20 protein-coding genes and 1 pseudogene are annotated in these 19,611 nt (G+C 63.1%); 3 read left to right on the forward strand and 18 right to left on the reverse strand.

Annotated elements, in window-relative coordinates; all coding sequences use genetic code 11:
- Positions 1-125 precede the first annotated feature (125 nt).
- The 3 genes and pseudogenes from HV675_RS08050 to HV675_RS08060 form a co-directional block, all read right to left on the reverse strand.
- Positions 126-620 (reverse strand): Lrp/AsnC family transcriptional regulator, encoded by a 495-nt coding sequence (locus tag HV675_RS08050; RefSeq protein ID WP_075157521.1) that lies wholly within the window; start codon positions 618-620, stop codon positions 126-128.
- A 194-nt stretch (positions 621-814) separates the two neighbouring features.
- Positions 815-2,503: an acyl-CoA synthetase gene (locus HV675_RS08055; protein WP_175110354.1), complete on the reverse strand. Its 1,689-nt coding sequence runs from the start codon at positions 2,501-2,503 to the stop codon at positions 815-817.
- Positions 2,504-2,719: 216 nt separating this feature from the next.
- Positions 2,720-3,199, reverse strand: a pseudogene (locus HV675_RS08060) (MgtC/SapB family protein); the annotation flags it as partial.
- Positions 3,200-3,280: 81 nt separating this feature from the next.
- Here HV675_RS08060 and HV675_RS32405 point away from each other — a divergent pair.
- Complete coding sequence (locus tag HV675_RS32405; protein ID WP_246270147.1) at positions 3,281-3,721, forward strand: hypothetical protein; 441 nt, start codon at positions 3,281-3,283, stop codon at positions 3,719-3,721.
- A gap of 108 nt (positions 3,722-3,829) precedes the next feature.
- Here HV675_RS32405 and HV675_RS08070 read toward each other — a convergent pair whose 3' ends face one another.
- The 12 genes from HV675_RS08070 to HV675_RS08125 all read right to left on the reverse strand — a co-directional run bounded on the left by HV675_RS08070 (position 3,830) and on the right by HV675_RS08125 (position 16,119).
- Positions 3,830-4,387: a cupin domain-containing protein gene (locus tag HV675_RS08070; RefSeq protein WP_175110356.1), complete on the reverse strand. Its 558-nt coding sequence runs from the start codon at positions 4,385-4,387 to the stop codon at positions 3,830-3,832.
- Positions 4,388-4,406: 19 nt separating this feature from the next.
- Positions 4,407-4,721 (reverse strand): hypothetical protein, encoded by a 315-nt coding sequence (locus HV675_RS08075; protein WP_175110406.1) that lies wholly within the window; start codon positions 4,719-4,721, stop codon positions 4,407-4,409.
- 220 nt (positions 4,722-4,941) lie between these two features.
- Positions 4,942-6,264: a chloride channel protein gene (locus tag HV675_RS08080; protein WP_175110357.1), complete on the reverse strand. Its 1,323-nt coding sequence runs from the start codon at positions 6,262-6,264 to the stop codon at positions 4,942-4,944.
- 277 nt (positions 6,265-6,541) lie between these two features.
- Positions 6,542-7,174, reverse strand: a complete 633-nt coding sequence (locus HV675_RS08085; RefSeq protein ID WP_175110358.1) for a DAK2 domain-containing protein — start codon at positions 7,172-7,174, stop codon at positions 6,542-6,544.
- 34 nt (positions 7,175-7,208) lie between these two features.
- Positions 7,209-8,219, reverse strand: a complete 1,011-nt coding sequence (locus HV675_RS08090) for a dihydroxyacetone kinase subunit DhaK (protein WP_175110359.1) — start codon at positions 8,217-8,219, stop codon at positions 7,209-7,211.
- A gap of 36 nt (positions 8,220-8,255) precedes the next feature.
- Positions 8,256-9,257: an ABC transporter permease gene (locus HV675_RS08095; protein ID WP_175110360.1), complete on the reverse strand. Its 1,002-nt coding sequence runs from the start codon at positions 9,255-9,257 to the stop codon at positions 8,256-8,258.
- Entirely contained in the window at positions 9,254-10,807 is a 1,554-nt protein-coding gene (locus HV675_RS08100; protein ID WP_175110361.1) for a sugar ABC transporter ATP-binding protein, read from the reverse strand. Before HV675_RS08100 ends, HV675_RS08095 begins: the two co-directional genes overlap by 4 nt.
- Positions 10,808-10,889: 82 nt before the next feature.
- Positions 10,890-12,017 (reverse strand): sugar ABC transporter substrate-binding protein, encoded by a 1,128-nt coding sequence (locus HV675_RS08105; RefSeq protein WP_175110362.1) that lies wholly within the window; start codon positions 12,015-12,017, stop codon positions 10,890-10,892.
- Positions 12,018-12,170: 153 nt separating this feature from the next.
- Positions 12,171-12,887, reverse strand: a complete 717-nt coding sequence (locus HV675_RS08110) for a class II aldolase/adducin family protein (RefSeq protein ID WP_175110363.1) — start codon at positions 12,885-12,887, stop codon at positions 12,171-12,173.
- Positions 12,884-13,954: an S-methyl-5-thioribose-1-phosphate isomerase gene (gene mtnA / locus HV675_RS08115; RefSeq protein ID WP_175110364.1), complete on the reverse strand. Its 1,071-nt coding sequence runs from the start codon at positions 13,952-13,954 to the stop codon at positions 12,884-12,886. The genes HV675_RS08110 and mtnA overlap by 4 nt, the downstream gene beginning before the upstream one ends.
- Before the next feature lie 122 nt (positions 13,955-14,076).
- Positions 14,077-15,348, reverse strand: coding sequence for an S-methyl-5-thioribose kinase (gene mtnK, locus HV675_RS08120; protein WP_175110365.1), 1,272 nt, complete (start codon positions 15,346-15,348; stop codon positions 14,077-14,079).
- A gap of 75 nt (positions 15,349-15,423) precedes the next feature.
- Positions 15,424-16,119 carry a GntR family transcriptional regulator gene (locus HV675_RS08125; protein WP_246270148.1) on the reverse strand — a complete coding sequence of 232 codons (696 nt, stop codon included), beginning with the start codon at positions 16,117-16,119 and terminating at the stop codon, positions 15,424-15,426.
- Between the two features lie 244 nt (positions 16,120-16,363).
- Between HV675_RS08125 and HV675_RS08130 the strand changes: the two genes are divergently transcribed.
- On the forward strand, positions 16,364-16,783 hold the full coding sequence (locus HV675_RS08130; protein WP_175110367.1) for a secondary thiamine-phosphate synthase enzyme YjbQ: 420 nt from the start codon (positions 16,364-16,366) through the stop codon (positions 16,781-16,783).
- 75 nt (positions 16,784-16,858) lie between these two features.
- Here the strand turns inward: HV675_RS08130 and HV675_RS08135 are convergent, their stop codons facing one another.
- The gene (locus HV675_RS08135; RefSeq protein ID WP_175110368.1) at positions 16,859-17,053 is read right to left on the reverse strand and encodes a hypothetical protein; all 195 of its coding nucleotides are present in this window, start codon (positions 17,051-17,053) and stop codon (positions 16,859-16,861) included.
- Between the two features lie 184 nt (positions 17,054-17,237).
- A complete protein-coding gene (locus HV675_RS08140; RefSeq protein ID WP_175110369.1) occupies positions 17,238-17,471 on the reverse strand; it encodes a hypothetical protein in 234 nt (77 codons plus the stop codon).
- Positions 17,472-17,700: 229 nt separating this feature from the next.
- Here HV675_RS08140 and HV675_RS08145 point away from each other — a divergent pair, with 229 nt between their 5' ends.
- Positions 17,701-18,309: a VC0807 family protein gene (locus HV675_RS08145; RefSeq protein ID WP_175110370.1), complete on the forward strand. Its 609-nt coding sequence runs from the start codon at positions 17,701-17,703 to the stop codon at positions 18,307-18,309.
- Positions 18,310-18,526: 217 nt separating this feature from the next.
- Here HV675_RS08145 and HV675_RS08150 read toward each other — a convergent pair whose 3' ends face one another.
- On the reverse strand, positions 18,527-19,111 hold the full coding sequence (locus HV675_RS08150; RefSeq protein WP_175110371.1) for a hypothetical protein: 585 nt from the start codon (positions 19,109-19,111) through the stop codon (positions 18,527-18,529).
- Positions 19,112-19,611 lie beyond the last annotated feature (500 nt).

Genomic DNA, 19,611 nt, shown 5'->3' on the forward strand with positions numbered 1-19,611 from the left:
GGCGATGAAAAACCGCGCGGTAAAGACCCGTGGCGGCGAAGACCCCCGGCGGCAACGACCCGCGGCCGCGCAAGCAGATGGGCCGCCCGCACGCGAGGCGTGCGGTGCGGCGCACCCAACGACCCTTACACGCACGGGCTGGGGCCGCGTTCGAGATAAGTCGTCAACGCAATGTAACTGCGCGTTCCAGCAAAGCCTTCGATGGAATGAATTCGCTCAAGTAGACGTTCGAGACTTTGCGTGTCGCGCGTGCGTACTTTCAGGAGCATTGCGCTTTCGCCGGTGACCGTATGAATTTCTTCGATATCCGGCAGCTCTTCGAGTTGAAGCAGTTGGCGGGTCACCATCCAGCTGGTGGTATCGACGTGCACGAAAGCAAGCAGCGGCCGTCCAAGTTTTGCGGCATCCATCGTGACCACGGTGGCCTTGACGACGCCGTCCTGGCGCAGGCGCTTCGCCCGTTCATGTACCGCGGGCGCGGACAGATGCAGACGTTTGCCGAGTTCGGCGTACGTGAGGCGTGCGTCTTCCGATAACAACGCCAATAGTTTGCGGTCGGTAGCGTCCAGTGTCGTTCCCGCACACGATTTTTTGCGATCCTTATCGGTCCCAGAAGTCATCTAGCCTCACCCGAACAAATCAGAGGCTGGTTGAGCTTTAGTCAAGTTAAAAATGCAAACATCTACATCTTTTTAATGAACTCCGCCCAACAAGCCGAATTTACCAGCTGCGCGGGGTTGAGTATAGCTCAAGTGAAAAAATGATGCCCACAATATGTCGACACTTTGTATGGCTTCAATCAAGTATCCGCACTTCACAGAACAGTGTTGTCCGACGGCGTTGCGAATGACGCGCGCGCCGCGTATTCGCGCAGTTCGCGCCGGATTACTTTGCCTGTCGCTGTTAACGGCAGATCGCCAACAAAATGAATGATGCGCGGATACTCGTGCGCGGCAAGCCGCGTCTTCACGTGCTGTTGCAAGTCGGCGCGCAGCGTATCGCCCGGCGCATAGCCGCTATTCAGCACGACAAAGGCGGTCACCGTTTGCGTGCGCCGCGGGTCGGGCGTGCCGACCACCGCAGCCATGCGCACTGCCGGATGCCGCAGCAGGCAGTCTTCGATCGGCGCGGGCCCGATCCGGTATGAGGCGCTGGTAATAACGTCGTCGTCGCGGCCGACAAAGCGAATGAAACCTTCGTCGTCCGCAACGCCCGTGTCTCCGGTCACGAGCCATTCGCCGCGATACTTTGCACGGGTAGCCGCGTCATTGCCCCAATAACCGATGAACATCACGGGGTCGGGCACGCGCACCGCGATATCGCCGTGCGCGCCGGCGGGCAGCGGCTCGCCATGCGCATCGATGATCGCCACCTGATGGCCCGGCACGGCCTTGCCGATCGAGCCGGCGCGCGGCGCAAAGAGCGCCGCGCACGACGACAGCACGACGTTGCACTCGGTCTGCCCGTAAAACTCGTTGATCGTCACGCCCAGGACCCGTTCGCCCCATTCGATCAGCTCCGCGCCGAGCGACTCGCCGCCGCTCGCGACCGCGCGCAATGCGAAGCGCCAACGTTGCGGAGATTCGACGGCGCGCATCATTTTGAGTGCGGTGGGCGGCAGGAATGCGTGCGTGACGCCGTGACGTTGCATCAGGTCGAACGCGGCCCGCGGGTCGAACTTTTCGAAGCGCCGCGCGAGCACCGCGACGCCGTGATGCAACGACGGCAATAGCACGTCGAACAGGCCGCCGATCCATGCCCAGTCCGCCGGCGTCCACATCAGCTTCGCGCCGTCCGGAAAGAAATTTTGCGACATTTCCACGCCAGGCAGATGGCCGGGCAACACCCGATGCGCGAGCAGCGCGCCTTTCGGCTTGCCGGTAGTGCCGGACGTGTAGATGATCACGGCGGGATCGTCGGCCGAGGTCGGCGCCGCGTCGAACGCTTCGGAGGTCGAATTCAGCTCGGCCCAGAACGGCTTCGCGCCGGTCGCGGCAGCGATGTGCGCACCGGGCGCACCGGCGTGCTCGCCCGCTTCGACGCAATAGACGGTGCGCAAATCAGGCAGCGTGTCGCACAGCGGCGCGATCTTCAGCAAGCCGGCCGGATCGGTCACAAGCGCGACGGCGCCGCTGTCCGTCAGACGGTAATGCAGCGCATCCGGACCAAACAGCGCAAATAACGGCACAGCGATCGCACCGCACTTGTAGACCGCCAGATGCGCGACAGCCGTCTCGACCGACTGCGGCATAAAGATGCCGACGCGCCCTCCCTTTCGCACGCCGCTTCGCCGTAAGGCATGCGCAAACCTGTCGGACCAGCGTTTGAGATCGTCGAACGTATGGCGTACGACCCGGCCATCGTGCGACTCGCACACGAGTGCGAGACGGCCGCTGCCGTCCGCCCACCTGTCGCATGCATCGACGCCGATGTTGTACTGCCCGGGAATTCGCCAGGCGAAACATTTCGTCGTCTCCTCGTACGTGCCGGCCGCTGTCAGCATGAGATGCTCCGAATAATGTTCGCCTGAATTTTGATCGGATGCGTAGCGGGATATTATGCTGCGCATCCTTACGATAGGCTCACTTGTGCGTCGGTCTCACCGGTCGTGCGATGCGCCGCGCGGCTGCGCTTCGCCGGAGCGCGGCGGGCCGCGCCGCAACTCGCCGGACCGGTCGTCGCGACATGCTGTGCCGTCGGTTTCCCGTTTATCCGTCCCGTCGCTCGACGATGGTTTCAACGCGCGCACACCCGCGAGAATCAGGAGTGCAATCACTGTGCTGAGGATCGCGGTCGCCTCTCGCCCAAGCCCTGCCGCCACGCCGACGCCCGCCGCGAACCACAGGCTCGCCGCAGTGGTCAGCCCGCGCACTTCGCGCTCCGCGCTCAGCTTGATGATCGCGCCAGCGCCGAGAAAGCCGATGCCGGACACGAGTCCTTGCAGCACGCGGCTCATGTCGTCCTGCGAAAAGCCTGCTTGCAGCGGCACCAGCATGAAAAGCGCAGAGCCGGTTGCCACCAGCATATGCGTGCGCAGACCGGCGTCCCGTCCGGCCAGTTCACGCTCGAAGCCGAGTATGCCGCCGAGCACCAGCGCGACGCACAGCCGTATCACGAGCTGCGTGATGTTCGATGCGTCGTTCAGGTCGGAGAACTCGCGCTGTATCGTGATCCAGATCGGCTGCACCCAATCGTTCATCCTGGTTCTCCTGACGGTCGGCCGCGCAGTCCTCGCGGCTCGCGGCACGGTGCGCTGACATTGCCCGGCACCGCGCGCGCGATGGCCGAAACGGTGCACGGCCCGTGTCAGTATGATGACTTCGTCGAAGCACGCATTGCAATAGCACGCGGACGCTATTACGCCGATGTCAAACATTGTTGCTTGCGTCTTTGTCCCTATTGCCGCCGATTAACTGCGCCCTCACAATGCGCGAACTGTGAGAGGAATATGAAGAAACGCCTGCTGATCGCCGGAGTGAGCGTGTTGACCGCCTGCACGGCGGTATCGAATGTGGAGGTCAGGTCGAACGGCTCGTTGATGATCACGAGCCGGGCGCGCAACAGCTTTGCGTCGTGGAACAGCATCCGCAACGCCGGGTTGAAACATGCAAATGCGTATTGCCGCGACCAGAACAAACGCATGCATGCGATCGCGGTGCACACGAATGGCGTGCGGGGCGTCGACAACGAGTCGATCGAAATTACGTTCGAATGCTTCTGAGATGTGCTGCGCGCACGCGCACACACCCGCGCGCACCTTTTTGCGCGCCGCGGCATGGCACGCATGCGCACCTGCTGCGATCGGCCCGCGGCACGTCCATGCAGCGCGTCAAGCGGCACGCAGCCAGTAGTCGATCAGCGGCCCGCTGTCGCCGAGCACCGGGTCGAGCGGCGGAAACGGCAATGCCTGCATCGCCGCGCATTCCTCGCGTGTCAACGCGTCGCGACGAATGTCCCACTGCTGCCCTGCCGGATACGCGCCCACCACGCTGAATCTGCCGCTTGCCGATTGCCGGCAATGACCGGTGCCCGCCGGCAGCAATATCGCATCGCCAGCGCGCAAATGCACGACACGTCCGCGCGGTCCGCCGACGATCACATCCGCTTCACCCGACACCACCGCGATCACCTCGTGCGCGGTCGAATGGAAATGGTGATAGTCGAAGATGCTGTCGCGCCAGCGCGGCGGCCACTGATGCTCGTCGAACAGCGCTTCGAATGCGGCGGTCAGCTCATCGGCGTCACGCTGGGCGCCAACGGGTAACGCTTGCCGATAGAGCACAACCGGCAAGATTCGATTATTCGGCACCCAGTCATGCGCAGGCAGCTTGAACACCTCGACGTCGAGTCTGGCCGTATCGGGTCGGATTGCGGGGCCCGCATGCATGTTGGCTCCAGGGGAAGGATTACTCGGGCAGGATCGGGACCGGCCAGTTTCCGCTGACATCGCGCAGCGCGAAGTCGGACGGTCCGGGTGCGGGCACGCCCTTCGGCGGGTCGGACTCGCCGACCGCGGCAGCACGGGAGTCGGCGCTGTCATTCGGATCCGTGGAACCGTCTTGCGCAGGCTGTTCGCCCTTTTCGGGCAGCGGCTGATCGAGGCCGGGCTCGACCGGCGTCGGAATCGCGTCGCCGATCGGCTTCGACGTCTCGGTAGGCGATTGTTCGGAAGGGTCGCGCGGCGCTGCGTCGTCGCTGGTGTCACGCCTGATCGTGGCCATCGTGCACTCCTTGAAAGACGGCAGGAGCTTGGTGGTCAGCAACGGACGTACCCGGCAGTTGGCCGCGCGACCGCGCGACCGCGCGTGGGTGCGTGGGTGCGCGATGCACGTATGCACGTACAGGCGTAATGCCTATAGGCGCGAAAACGGCAGGCATCGCATATCACATCATGCGCCGCACGATCCGCAACAAGTAAGCGCCGCGCCGCCCCTCATACCGTCACGCAGACGCGCGTTGCGTCCGCACACCGGCCTGCTTGCGCGCAAACAGCGTGCACAGCCGGTTCGCGGCAAACGCGCCCGCCACCGCGAGCACGATCGGCACCAGCATGCCGTAGCCGATATGCGTGAATTCCGCGATCAGCACGACCGCGGTAATCGGCATGCTCATCGACGACGCGAGAAACGCGGTCGCGCCAATCAGCGCAAACGCGCTCGTGGGGAGGCTCAAACCGAGCAGACTGCACACGCCGCCCAGCACGATGCCGGCGAGCGCGCCGATCGCGAGACTCGGCGTCAGCACCCCGCCGTATGCGCCGACGCGCAGGCTGCTGGCCGTGACGACGACTTTCAACGCAAGCAGCGTGGCCGCGAGACCGACGCTCAGATGACTGTCGAAGCCGAGTTGCGCAGCGCTCTTGCCGTTGCCGAGCAATTGCGGGAAGTCGATCGCGAGCACGCCGATCGCCGTGAAGTTCAGCATGCTGAGCACCGGCAGGCGCCAGCCGTCGCGTGGCGCCGCGGCGGCGGCTTTTTTCGCGAGCCGGCTGAAGCCGTACCCCGCGACACCCAGCAACGGCCCCACCAGCACCGCCCACACCACAAGGCCCGTGCTCACGGTCAACATCGGTACGACATACTGCGATTCATCGCCCAGGCCGATGCGTGCAATCAGCGCGGCAATGACCGACGCGGCGAGCACCATCGCCATGGTCGACCTGTTCAACGTGCGCAGCAGCACTTCGAGCACGAACACGGCGCCCCCGAGCGGCACGTTATAGACGGCCGCGAGACCCGCGCCTGCGCCGCACGCGATCAGCAGACGCGCGTCGTCCGGCGTCAGCCTCGCGACCTTCGCGAGCCAGCCGGCGACGATCGCGCCGAGCTCGCGCGGCGCTGTTTCGCGACCGAGCGGCGAGCCCAGTGCGACCGTGACGATTTGCAGCAGCACATGCACGAGCGTGGTACGAGGCGGCATCGGCGCAGCGGGCGACGCGAGCGTCTTGGAGATGCTGACGAGCGGCCGCCCGAAGCGCCGCAACGCCCACCAGCCGAAGCCCGCGACCACGCCGCAAACGACCATCACGACCACGCGACGCAGCGGCGGCGCTTCGCTCACCCCTTGCAGAAAATGCTGCGTACTGACCAGCTTGTCGAGGCTGTAGCCGTACGCGACATGCTGAATACCGTGCAGCAGCAGCGCGAGCAGCATGCCGCCGAGGCCCGCGCCGATTCCGGTCGCAACGGTGACGAGCGCGAGGCGCACCACGGAACGGGCGGGACGCGGCTCACGCGAAGGTTCGTGAACAGTTTCGGAAGGCATGACGAACGTCTCCGAAAAGCTCGGCTATCGGTGCACTATAGGGCGATGACCGGATGAAGCAAATGCCTTTATTCGATCTACCCCTGTGCGTGCAGCATGGATCGACACGCGTGCGCCGTCCTCGTGGTGCGCGACATAGTTCGGACGCACACTACCCGCAACCGGCACCCCGCTATTTCATAGCCGCACTGCTGCACGGAATGCGGCACGGACGCACGCCACCATGCCGCTACCGTGCCGCAACCACAACCCGGCAGCGTACCTCGTCCGATACGCTTTACTGCCGCGAGGCCACCGCGTCACGCAACGTCTCGAGAAACCGCCAATAAGCAGTCGCGCCGGGATCGGGATGGCCGATGCTGCGCGCCTGCACCCATGCCGCGCGACCCTTCTGCGATTGCAGTGCGGCCGTCGCGTCGACCTGCTCCTTCGCCTTGTCGATCATCGCGGCGAGCAGTGCGAGCGCATCGCCATGCGACGCTTCGAGCACATCGAGGCTCGGCACCAATGCGTCGAGCACGGTCTTGTCGCCGAGCTGGCTCTTGCCGCGCTCGATGATGCGCGCGGCCACCGCGCGCCCGATCGCAAGCGCATCGTCGCGACCGAGCGCCTGTTTGCCGGTCGCGGTCTTTGCGGCCGCGAGCAGGCCGCCGCCGATCAGCGCGGCAAACGTCGACGGATTCGCGGTTGAAAACGCCTTACCCGCGGCGAGCAGCAGATCGCCCACCGACGCATCGGCGGGCAACGCCGCCCACGCCGCAACCACCGCTTTCGATCCCGCCTGCACGGTGATGCCGAGATCGCCGTCGCCGAGCGCCGCGTCGAGATCGCGCAATTCATCGGTATGCGCGGGCAGCGCCTCGAGCGCACGACTGACCACGTCGCGCAATTCGTTGCTGGAAACGCTCATGCGAACCTCCTCAATCAGGCTGGATCCGATGCGATCAGGCGAGCAGCCAGTCGCGAAAGAATGGCGAACGCGCGGGCGCCGCGAGCAACGCTTCGAGTTCGTCGTCGAGTTGCATCACGGTGATCGATGCGCCGGCCATCTCGAGGCTCGTCACATATTCGCCGACATATGAACGCGCGATCGTCAGGCCCTGATCGCCGATCACCTTCGCGGTGCGCCGATAGAGCAGATACAGTTCTTCGAGCGGCGTCGCGCCGAGTCCGTTGACGAGCACCGCCACGCGCGCGCCTTTCGGCGCCGCGAGGTCGCGCAGGATTTCGCCGCTCAACCGGTCCGCGATCGCATCGGCACTTTCCAGTGCGCCGCGGTGCGTGCCCGGCTCGCCGTGAATACCGATGCCGATTTCCATCTGCCCGTCGGGCAGCGTGAAGGTCGGTTTGCCGGCGGCCGGCAGAATGGTCGGCGACAGGCCCACGCCCATCGTCCGGCATGCGCCGTTCGCTTTCGCGGTGATGCGTGCGACGTCCTCGAGCAAATCGCCGCGCTCGGCCGCCGCGCCCGCGCATTTGAACGCGAACACCATCCCCGCGACGCCGCGCCGGTCGCTCGCGCGCGCCGGCGGCGCGGATGCGACGTCGTCGGTCAGCACGACTGTCTTCACGTCGATCCCTTCGGCTTCGGCGAGATCCGCGGCGAGATCGAAGTTCAGCACGTCGCCGCCATAATTGCCGTACACGTACAGCACGCCGGGGCCGCCGTTCACCGCCCTGGTCGCTGCGAAAATCTGCTCGGCCGACGGCGACGAAAACACGTTGCCCACCGCGACGCCGCTGCACAGACCCTGCCCGACATAGCCGAGAAAACCGGGTAGATGCCCGGAGCCGCCGCCCGTCACGATGCCGACGCGCCCCGCTTGCGGCGCATCGGCGCGCACCAGCGCGCGGTTGTCGGCGGTAGCGGGCTTGATCCAGCCAGGATGGGCGACGAACAGCGACTCGATGATTTCGTCGACGAACTGGTCCGGCTGATTGATGATCTTCTTCACGCGTTTCTCCTGAGATGATCTGCCTGAAAATCTGCGTCAGTTCTTGCGCCGCTGACTCAGCGCATCGAGCATGACGGCGGCGAAAATCACGCCACCTTGAATGAATTGCGTCCAGAACGGGTTCACGCCCAGCAGCGACAACCCGACATTGATCACGCCGATCAGCACGACGCCGATAAAGGTGCCGACAATCGAGCCGCGCCCGCCCGCGAGCGACGTACCGCCGATCACGATGCCGGCGATCACCTGCAATTCGAGCCCGTTCGCGGCGGACGGCAGCGCCGAATTCAACCGTCCGGCGAGCACGATGCCCGCGATCGCCGCTGTCACGCCGGCCAGCGTGTACGTGATGAACATCACGCGCTGCACCGGAATACCGGCAAGGCGCGCGGCTTCGCGATTGCCGCCGACCGCGAACACCTGATGGCCGAACGTGGTCTTGCGCAACAGCACGTGGCCGATCACGAATACGACGAGCATCACGATCATCGGCATCGGCAACCCGGCTATCGACTTCGCGCCGAACACGGTGAATGCGTTCGGAAAATCGAACTTCGTGCGGCCGTCGGAAATCGCGAGCGTGAGGCCGCGTCCCATCGCCATCATCGCGAGCGTGACGATAAACGGCACGAGCCGCAGCCATGCGACTGCGAAACCGTTCAGCGCGCCCACGCCCGCGCCGACTGCAAGCGCGATCGCGAGGCCGGCGAGTCCGAGCCCGAGATTGTCCGGCGTCGAACCGGCCATCAGCGTCGCCGCGACCATTCCGCTCAACGCGACGAGCGAGCCGACCGACAGGTCGATGCCCGACGTGATGATCACGAACGTGCCGCCGACCGCCGCGATGCCGACCACCGACACCTGCACCATGATGTTGGTGAGCGTGCTCGTCGTCAGAAACTCCGGCGACGCGAACGACAGCACGATGCAGATGATGATCAGCGCCGCGAGCAGCGGCCCGATGCCGCTGCGCAACTGCCGGATCACGCGGCTCGACCACGCTTGCGTGTCGGTCTCTTTGGCTGTCGTCGAATTCATGCCCCTACTCCTGTCGTCGCCCATTGGATCACCGTCTCCGAATCGGCCTTCTCGCGCGCGAGTTCGGTGACGATACGGCCGCGATACATCACCAGCACGCGGTCGGACATGCCAAGCAGTTCCGGCAACTCGGAACTCACCATCAGGACCGCGGCGCCCGCGCGCGCCATTGCGATCATGTGCGCGTAAATCTCGGTCTTCGCACCGACGTCGATGCCGCGCGTCGGTTCGTCGAGCATGATCACCGCGGGCCCGGTCGCCGTTGCGCGGCCGAGAATCACTTTCTGCTGATTGCCGCCGGACAGATTGCCGGTAATAGATAAAACCGATGGCGCACGTACCGCAAAGCGCGTGCTAGCCTCTTGCGCAAGCTTGCGTTTTCTCGTGCTGCTCACGAAGCCGCCGGTGGCAAGCGCCTTGAGGCTCGATAGCGCGACGTTTTCCTCGATGCTCGCATCGAGCACGAGCCCTTCGAGCTTGCGGTCTTCCGCGGTATAAACGAGGCCGGCGCGCACGCCTTGCGTCGGCGAGTGATTCGAGACCTTGCGTCCGCGCACGTGTATTTCGCCATGCGTGACCTTCTGCGCGCCGAAAATTGCTTTCAGCAATTCGGTGCGGCCGGCGCCGGCAATGCCCGCGATGCCGACAATTTCCCCGGCGCGCACGCTGAAGCTCGCGTGCCGGACGACCGGCGGGCTCGCGAGGTCGCGCACCTCGAGCACGACCGGGCCGTAGTCGCGCGGCTCCCACGGGTAGAACGACTCGAGGTTGCGCGCGACCATCGCCTGCACGAGTTCCTGCTCGGTCCATTGCGCCATCGGCCGCGCGTCGACGGTCGCGCCGTCGCGCATCACCACCGCCGAATCCGCGAGTTCAAACACTTCTTCCAGATGGTGCGAGATGAAGATGATGCCCATGCCCGCCTCGCGCAACCGCCGCACCACGCGATACAGATTCGCGATGTCGTCGTGTTGAAGCGCGGCGGTCGGCTCGTCCATCACGAGAATGCGCGCGTCGCGCGCGAGCGCCTTCGCGACTTCGACGAGTTGCCGCCGGTTCAGCGGCAGATCGCCGAGCCGCATGGACGGCGGCACGTCGTCGAGCCCGACTTGCGCGAGCGCTTCACGCGCGCGCCGCTCGGCGGTACGCCGGTTCACGAAGCCGCCGCTCGCCGGCATGCGGCCGAGGAACAGGTTCTCGGCCACTGTCATATCGTTGACGAGCGACAGTTCCTGATAGATCACCGCGACGCCTGCGTCGATGGCCGCATGCGTGCCGCGCGCGAGCGGCACACCGTTGATCTCGATCGTGCCTTCGTCCGGCTCGTACGCGCCCGACAAGGTTTTGATCAGCGACGATTTGCCCGCGCCGTTCTCGCCGACAATCGCCATCACATGCCCTGCATGCAGCGTGAGGCAGACGCCGCGCAGCGCCTTCACACCCGGAAAGCTCTTGACGATGCCTTCCATATGCAGCAACGGCGGCTTGCCGTCCGCGCCCGGCTGAGCGCGAACCGCGGCCGCATGCTGCGAATCCGTTCCGGCATTCATGACTGGTTCCGTCCTGCTTCAAGATAAGAAACAGCGGCGCGCGCGCTTTTTTCAAGCGCACGCGCTGTCGCTACATTGCCGCTTACTGGCTCACTTCGAGCGACCACAAACCGTACTTCTTCACTTCGTCCGAATCGATATTCGCCTTGTCGATCAGCAGTGTCGGCCACGCATAATTCGCCGGCACATCCTTCTTCGCGATGTAATCCGAAATAAAGCTCAGCGATTTCGCCGCCATCTGGATCGGGTTCTGCGAGATCGTCGCGTCCTGCTTGCCGGCGCGGATCGCGGAGAGCGCCTGCGCGGTGCCGTCCGCGCCGATCACCATGATGTGTTCCTTGTCGCCGAGCGGCTTGTAGCGGCCCGCGTTGTCGATCGCCTTTTCCGCGCCGACGGTGTTGTCGTCGTTTGCACCGAACACCGCGTCGATTTGCGGGAATTTCTGCAGGATATTGGTCATCGCATTCAGCGACTTCTCCTGATCGAAACCGCCCTCCTGGCGTGCGACGACCTTGATATCCGGATACTTCGCGATCTCGTCGCTAAAGCCCTTCTCACGGTCGGTGGCCGCCGTCGTGCCGACGAGGCCGATCAGGTCGACCACGTTGCCCTTCGGCGAGCCATAGCGCGCCTTCAGCTGATCGGCGATCCACTTCGCGCCGGTCGCGCCGAGCGCGACATTGTCCGATGCGACAAACGACGTCACCTTGCCGCCATCGGAGCCGCGGTCGAGCGTAAAGACCGGCACGCCCATCTGGTTCGCCTTCTGCACGGCGGGGATGATCGCCTTTGAATCGATCGGGTTGAGCACCAGCGCGCTCACGCCCTGGCTCAGCAGATTGATCGCGTCGTTGACCTGTTGCTGCGCATCGCCGTTCGCATTGGTTTGCACGAGCTCGAAGCCTTCCGTCTTCGCACCTTTCTCGACGCCGAGCTTCAGGCCGACGAAGAACGCGTTGTTCAGCGTCGATACCGAGAAGCCGATTTTGGTCTTGCCGCCGTTCGCGCCGCCTGCGCCACCCGATGCGGCGGGCGCCGCGCTTGCCATGGCCGAGCCGCTTGCGCCCGTATCGCTTGCCGCGCTACTGCCCGACGACGGCGACTCGCTTTTCGAACAGCCGCTCAACGCGGCAGCGGCGCACAGCAGCAGCGCGGCTGCCGACGGGCCGAAGGGGGTCCAGCGATCGAATCTTCCTGCGTTCCAGGCCATGAGTGTCTCCATTGTTCAAGTTGTGGCGCCTGCCGGCACGTCCGGTCTGGCGTTCTGAAGCAAATGAAACCCTGCTAAAACCGCGCAAAAACTGCGGCAAACGGAATTGCCATGCGAAACCCGAAACCTCACGCGCGGCGCGTGCGGCGCACGTCAGGTTCCGTCGCCGTCGCCGCTTGCGCGGCGCAAACCATAGTTGCTGAACTTCCTTACCACCTCCGCGATTGCTTCATCCGACAGCACCGGCGGCGGGCCGAGCTGACTGGCGAGCAGATACTGCTTCGCCAGCACTTCGACTTCGTTTGCGAGCCACAACGCCTGCGCCAGATCGCGGCCGAGTGCGATCACGCCGTGATGCGCGAGCAGGCACGCGGTACGGTCTTTCAATGCCTCGAGCGCATAGTCGGACAGCGCCTGGCTGCCGAACGTCGCATACGGCGCGCAGCGGATCGAGTTGCCGCCCGCGGCCGCCACCATGTAGTGATGCGCGGGAATGTCCCGGCCGTGAATCGCAATCGCGGTGGCCGCGTTCGAATGGGTGTGCACGACCGCGCCGATTTCGCTGCGGGCACGCAGGATGTCGCGGTGAAAACGCCATTCGGTCGATGGACGGTGGGGCTGCGCAAATACGGGCGCATCGGCTTCGACATCGAACGGCAGCCAGACCAGTGCATCGGGGCTCAGCGCGTTCGCAGGCACACCGCTCGGCGTAATCAGCAAGCCTGCGCCACAGCGCGCGCTGACATTGCCCGAGGTGCCCTGATTGACGCCAAGCCGTTCCATCTCGCAGGCCGTGTGCACGATATCGGCACGCAACGCGGCTTCGTGCGCGCTCTGCGTGCCGGACGCGTGCGTGCGCGTGCCGTTCATGCCGCCGCTCCGAAGAGCGCGGCCAGATTCGCGTCGAACGGCGTGCGCACGATGCCGCGTTCGGTGATATAGCCGGTCACGAGATCGTGCGGCGTCACGTCGAACGCCGGATTGCGCACCTTGATGCCGTCAGGCGCGATCGGTTTGCCGCCGAGCTGCGTCACCTCCTCGTCGCGGCGTTCTTCGATCACGATGCCGCGGCCATCCGGCGTCTGGAAATCCAGCGTCGACGACGGGCAGGCGACATAGAACGGCACATTGAAATGGCGCGATGCAATCGCGACGCTCAGCGTGCCGATCTTGTTCGCGAAGTCGCCGTTCGCAGCGACGCGGTCCGCGCCGACGATCACCACGTCGATCAATCGTTGCGCCATCAACGACGCGGCCATGCTGTCGGTGATCAGCGTGACGTCGACGCCAGCTTGCTGCAGTTCGTATGCGGTGAGCCGCGCGCCTTGCAATAGCGGCCGCGTTTCATCCGCATAGACACGAAATGCGATGCCTTCGCGTTGCGCGGTGTAAATCGGCGCGGTGGCGGTGCCCAGACCGGTGGTCGCAAGCGCGCCTGCATTGCAGTGAGTCAGCACGCCGCATCCGGCGGTGATGAGCGGCAAGCCGTGCCGGCCAATGCCTTCGCAAAGCGCTTCATCTTCGCGATGGATGCGTGTCGCTTCTTCGACCAGTGCGCGATAGAGCGCCAGCGTGTCGGTGACGCGCGCGCGTTCCGCTGCGCGCAGCATGCGCTTCAGGCTCCAGCTGAGATTGACCGCGGTCGGACGCGCGCCGTCGAGATAGGCGGCCTGCTCGTTCAATGCCGTACGAAATGCATCGAGCGGCAGATGTCGCACGCGCTGCACCGCGACGCACAAACCATAAGCGGCCGCGACGCCGATCGCCGGCGCGCCGCGCACGCGCAATTCGTGAATCGCGCGCCAGACATCCTGCGCGGTACGCAGTGTCTCGACGACGGTCTCGCGAGGCAGGCGCGTCTGGTCGAGAATCCGCAGACAGTCGTCGTCCCACGCGAGCGTGGCCGGCAAATTCGTGAAAGGCGACGGCGAAACCATGCGTGCTCCGATGCTAAATGACACGGTGTAATGAAAACCTTGTTACGGCCGGCGAGAAAACAGCCGGTTGTGGCTGCACGATGCGCTGACGAGCGGCGTGCTTGAGCGACTTCGCGACTTCGCTACGTCGATGCATAGTGCGTTGCCTGTATCTCGCGAGCCAGCGCGATAACGTCGTCGATGCCCGCAATCGCATGCCGCTCGACGAGCAGCCGCTCCGCGCAGCGCAGCGCGCGCACTTCGACCGTCGCCCGAAGCGCTTCATCGGCAATGCTGGTCACGTCCGCAACCTTTGCCATGCCGACAATGCGCCGAATCATCTTGCAGCCCGCAAAGCCGAGCGATGCCGCGAAAAGCCGTTGCATAAAGTGCGTGCGAAACGCTTCGGCGCACGCGCCGCGATGGTCGTCGCCGATAAAGCGGCTTTTGCGGCGGCTTTCGTGTTCACGCCATAACGCGACAAACTGGTCCGCAAAGCCGCTCCAGATGAGCGTCGCCTGGTCGAGCAGCCAGTCGCGATACGGCGCTTTAGCGTTCACTCGCGCATGCCGGTCATGCCAGTCGCGCGAGAAATACGCGAGCAGCAGATTGGCGAGCACCGCACCGATATCGAAGCCCATCGGCCCATAGAACGCGAACTCCGGGTCGATCACATAGGTCTCGTCCTGGTTGACCATGATCGAGCCGGTGTGCAGATCGCCGTGCAGCAGGGTTTCCGCATCGTTCATAAACGACCATTTCATTTCGCCCACCGCGACGCGCAACGCGGGCGACGCCCACAGCCGCTCGATCTCCGCGCGCGGAAACGCGGCGCTATAGGCATTGGACGGGTGATCTTCGAACGGATAGGTAAAGACAAGGTCTTCGGTGATCTTGCACAACTCGCTGTTGATCGCGGCACTGACCGCCTGCTTCTTCACATCGGGTGCGAGGTACAGGTCGGAGCCGAAGAACAGCGTGTGTGCAAGATAAGTGGACAGATGAGCAGCCAGCTTCGGGTAGACGACGCCCTCCATCAACCCTTGCCGCAGGATCCGATGCGACGACAGGCGCTGCATCACCATCAGGAAGCGCTCGCTGTCGGCGTGATACACGCGTGGCACATGCTGCGGACACAATGCGCCGAAGCGCCGCAGCGCGGCCACTTCGCGCTCCATCCGGTGCCGCGTCAACGGCCAGCTCTTGCCGACCAGACGCAGAAACGGCGGCGCCTGCTTGACGACGACACTCTTCTCCGGCGTCTTCGCATTGCTCGCGAAGTAGACGAAGTTCAGGTTGCCGTCGCCGACCTCGGCAATATCGAGTTCGCCGGGCTCGTTCAGCAGTGCATAGACGCAAGGCACACTGCGCAGATAAGCCGATAGCTCGTCACAACTCATTGCCTCAAATTCCATGGACTGTCTCCTCCACGGTTGAACCGCAATGCCTGGTTGGCCGGCGTGATGCCGAGGGGGTGACCCGCTACGGCTTTATCGCTTCTTGCGAACCAGATCGAACTTGAAGATGCTCGTGTTGTAGTAGTCGTTGCTGTAGCAAAGCGGCTCGCCGCTTTGATCGAAATCCACTTCATCCAGCAGCAGGAACAGGCCGAAGCCGTCGCCCAGCTCCGGCAGGTCGCGCGGCGTCAGGATGGTCGGCTGGATCGACGTATGCGTGTGCGACAGCCGGCGGCCCGTGCGCGCAAACATCGCAAACAGCGATTCACCAAGATCGCCGCCGGCCGCGTCGAAGACCGCCTTCGGCACGGTATCGATGCAATATGCGGCAATTGCGTCGTCGGCGCAGCGAACGCGTTCGATGCGCACGCATTCGTCGCCGACGTTCAGACGCAGTTTGCCGGCGAGACTCTCCGATGCCTTGATGTGCTCGAACTGGATCCGGCAGGTGGACGGAACGGCGCCGACGCTGCGAATCATGTCGGTGACAGACATCAGATCATCGAGGCCGCCTTGCAGCTTCAACGAAATTTGTCTGATGAAGGTGCCGCGCCCCTGGACCCGCGCGAGCAGACCGTGAGAAATCATCTGCGCGACCGCTTCCCGCAGACTCGACCGGCCGACCCCCAGCAGCTCGCAAAGCTCCATTTCAGTGGGGATCTGATCACCCGGCTTGAGCGAGCGCTCGCGGATCATCGACATCAGCGATTCCTGAATCTTCTCGCTCATCGAGTGTTCGACGGACAGACGCATGGAGTGGCCAAGAGTATGCTGACCGACCGAATATACATCAGATGTCTGATGTTTCAGTGGGTGTTTACCCGGGTTGGATAGCGGTCAGGTTGACGATGCCGCACGCGGCGCCGATTGCTGCGGATGCACATCGCCCTCTATGCTGTGACGTATGCGAACGCGCGAGGCAATCGCTGCGACGATGGTCGAGCGCGCACCTTCAGCATCAGGAGAAGATTCCATGCAACAGGCGATTCATCATCTGCACGTTCGCGCGCGTGCGCGCGGACTCGTCGATGTCACGAAGCAGATCAGGGAGTTTGTCGCCGAACAGGCAATCGAAGTCGGGCTGCTGACGGTTTTCTGCCGCCATACGTCGGCTTCGTTGCTGATTCAGGAGAATGCGGACCCGTCGGTGCGCAGGGATATCGAGCGGTACTTCGCGACCATCGCGCCGGAAGACGCGCATCGCTATGAGCACGATACCGAGGGACTCGACGATATGCCCGCGCATTTGCGCGCGGCGTTGACGCAAGTGCAGTTGTCGGTGCCGGTCGAGGAAGGTGCGTTAGTGCTCGGCACGTGGCAAGGCATCTACCTGTTCGAGCATCGGCGTGAGCCGTCGACGCGCGATGTCGTGCTGCATCTGATCGGGACTTAGGCGGGAAGCACAGCAGCGCTGGATCATGCGCCGCCTGTGCTTCTGGTGCCCGATAGGCTTGCTATGTGCGTCAGGTCATTCTTCGAGACGCTTCAACTCGTCGTGCGCCAGCTTCTCGAGTTCTTTTAGCGTGAAATCGTTGACGTTCATGCTGGCCTCAAAGTGAATCTGCACTTTGGCCGACTCCCCTGCGGGATTTTGCAGAACGACGAAGACCGCATTCGGATGTACGTCGCGATTGATGGTGACAGCTGTAATTCTGAGCGTCATTCGCCCCTCCCCGGTTTTCACATTCTTTTAGCTTACCCGAAGCCGCGATGCGATGAAACTTGTAAGCAAGGACGATCGTTTCGGACTTGCGGGGTGCGTCAATTTGTCTCCTCCATCATGCCGCAGCTGTGCATCGCCACTACAGCGTTGTCGCCTCTCCTACGGTTTAACGCAACGATGCCGGTTAGTGCGCCGTATGCCATTCGTCAATCGACGAAACGGCTTTGTGCTCTACCATGCTCATCGCCATCAGCACGTCGATTTTCAACCTCGGGAAAGTGAGTTCGACGCCCGGAATATGGGCTTGCCGCGTACGCTCTTCAATGCCCTCAATGGTGGCTTCGCAATGCCATTGAGTGCCTGACGCGTCCGGCGCCGTGTCGACAGTGACTCGAAAGCCACGGTGATCGAATGCCATAAATCCTCCAGATACCTACCAGATCGCAAGAGATCTCGCCGCACGATGCGGAGAGGCTGCGACTATACGTCCGGTGCAGAAGTTGTTCAGCGACGTGTGCGGGTGGCGGTGGACGCGGCAGCAGGATTCCGTAAGCTCGCGGATATACTGAGGTCTCGTTGTCCGCGCATCGACAGGCATGATTGCGCGGCCTGTCCGATACCGGCCTCACTTGAAACAGGGGGTCACGATGATTCCCTCTGTTCGTTATACGTTGGCGATCGCCGTCAATGTCGTCTTGCCGGCGGCGGCTTATCGCATTGCGCTTCCGCACGTCGGACTGGTGAGCGCGTTGCTCGCTTCGTCGATTCCGCTGCTTGTATGGATGGCGATCGACTTCGTGCAGTTCCGGCATTTCGATGCGTTAAGCGCGTTGGTGCTGGCAAGCATTGCCATGTCATTGCTGATATTCGCATCCGGTGTCGGCGGATGGTTACGCGCAGCACGCGAGCCGCTGGTGAGCGGCATTGTCGGCTTGTTCTTTCTGCTCTCGCTTCTGTTGCATCGACCGCTCGTGTTCTACCTCGCACGCTCGACGTTGTCGCGCGAGCGGCAGGGACGTGAGTTTGAATTCGACACGATGTGGCATAGCCGTCCGGCGCTTGCGCGATCCATCCGGTTGATGACTGCTGTCTGGGGTGCGGGGCTTGTTTGCGAAAACATTGCCCGACTGTGGGTGGTCAGCGGTATTGCGGGTGAAGACGGTCAGCGGGTCTCGGCTTATGTCGGATACGCGGCGTATGCGGGGTTGACGGTTTGGTCGATTGTTTATCGGCACGCGTATATCAAGAGACAGTGATGGGCGACATGCTATGCGAGGGAATTGAATTTCCCAAAAGCAAAAGGCTCCGCAATGCGGAGCCTTTCTCATTCGATCCTGGCGGAGAGACGGGGAGCGGAGAACCGCACCCGATAAGGCCTAGAGCGACATGTATCCAGCCACGCGCCGGACTACCCCGACATGTACCCCACCTTTTGCTCCCCTTGCCAGCGACGCACAAAAACAACAGTTTCCGTCAGACTTGGTCGGACACCACACACGCCTCATGCAGCACCCCGCCCACAAATATCGCGTGCTGAATCTTGACCTCGTTACTGTCCGGCTTCTCGTACAGATATCGCCACTCGACAAACGCTCCGTTGAGTTCCGCGATGCAATCGCGGACTGCCGGATATTTCTCCGACGAGTGCTCTGCCACCTTGCGGGTCGCGCCTCCTATCGCCGGCTGGGCTCCGACCGGTAGTGCGTCGAAAAGCTTCAGTAACTCGTGTCCCCTCAGCGTAGCCCCGTGAATTTGCCCGAGCGTTTTCAAGTAGACCTCGATCGAGAAAGCCATGTTCACGACGAACGGCGCCATGCTCAACCCGTTACGCGGTGCTCGCGCAAGATCGTTCCTGTAAAGATAGGCGGCTGTGTTCGCGAAGGAACACGCTTGTCCGAACATGCGTTGCACTAAGGTTACTTCGCGGCCAAGTCCCTTGTTTTTGATGTAGGCATGGGCGACTTCGGCGTCTTTCCTATTGTCTCCTGTGGCTGGGACATCGCCGATATAAATGCCATTTAGATACAGATTCTTGGTCTGCGGCGGGGTCGCGGTCATGGCATAGCCTCTGGCAAAGGTTGCACGCGCCATTATGCCTTATCACTCCCGCAGCTCAGACGCCCCGCCCCCGCGCGACACCCGTTCGTCGTGGTGGTGTCCACGCCGCAGCCGCGCACCGTGACCGCCATACGACAAGCCAATCTCGGCCATGCGTTCGCGCCACAAGACTGCAAGCACGCCTGTTCATTCATGAGACGCGCTCGAAGGGCAAGAATCGTCCGGGCCGAACAGACGGACTCACACTACCGCAACGACCGCCCTAATTCCGTAATCACGTATTGAATTTTCGCGACACATCAATGTAGTGAAAGTCGCATGAACGGTGGATTCTAAATCTGTACGACAGCGCACGTACAACTCGTGAATTTTGTTAGCGTATTCCTCAGTGCGCTCTTGTTCAAAGCGTCTATTCTGCTGAAATAAACCTACACTCAGCCTGTCTCTGAAATCCGTCATATGACTGATCTATAAGGTTCAATTGCTCGTAGTCGAATCCC

The sequence above is a fragment of the Paraburkholderia solisilvae genome, assembly GCF_902859875.1.
Classification (GTDB): domain Bacteria; phylum Pseudomonadota; class Gammaproteobacteria; order Burkholderiales; family Burkholderiaceae; genus Paraburkholderia; species Paraburkholderia solisilvae.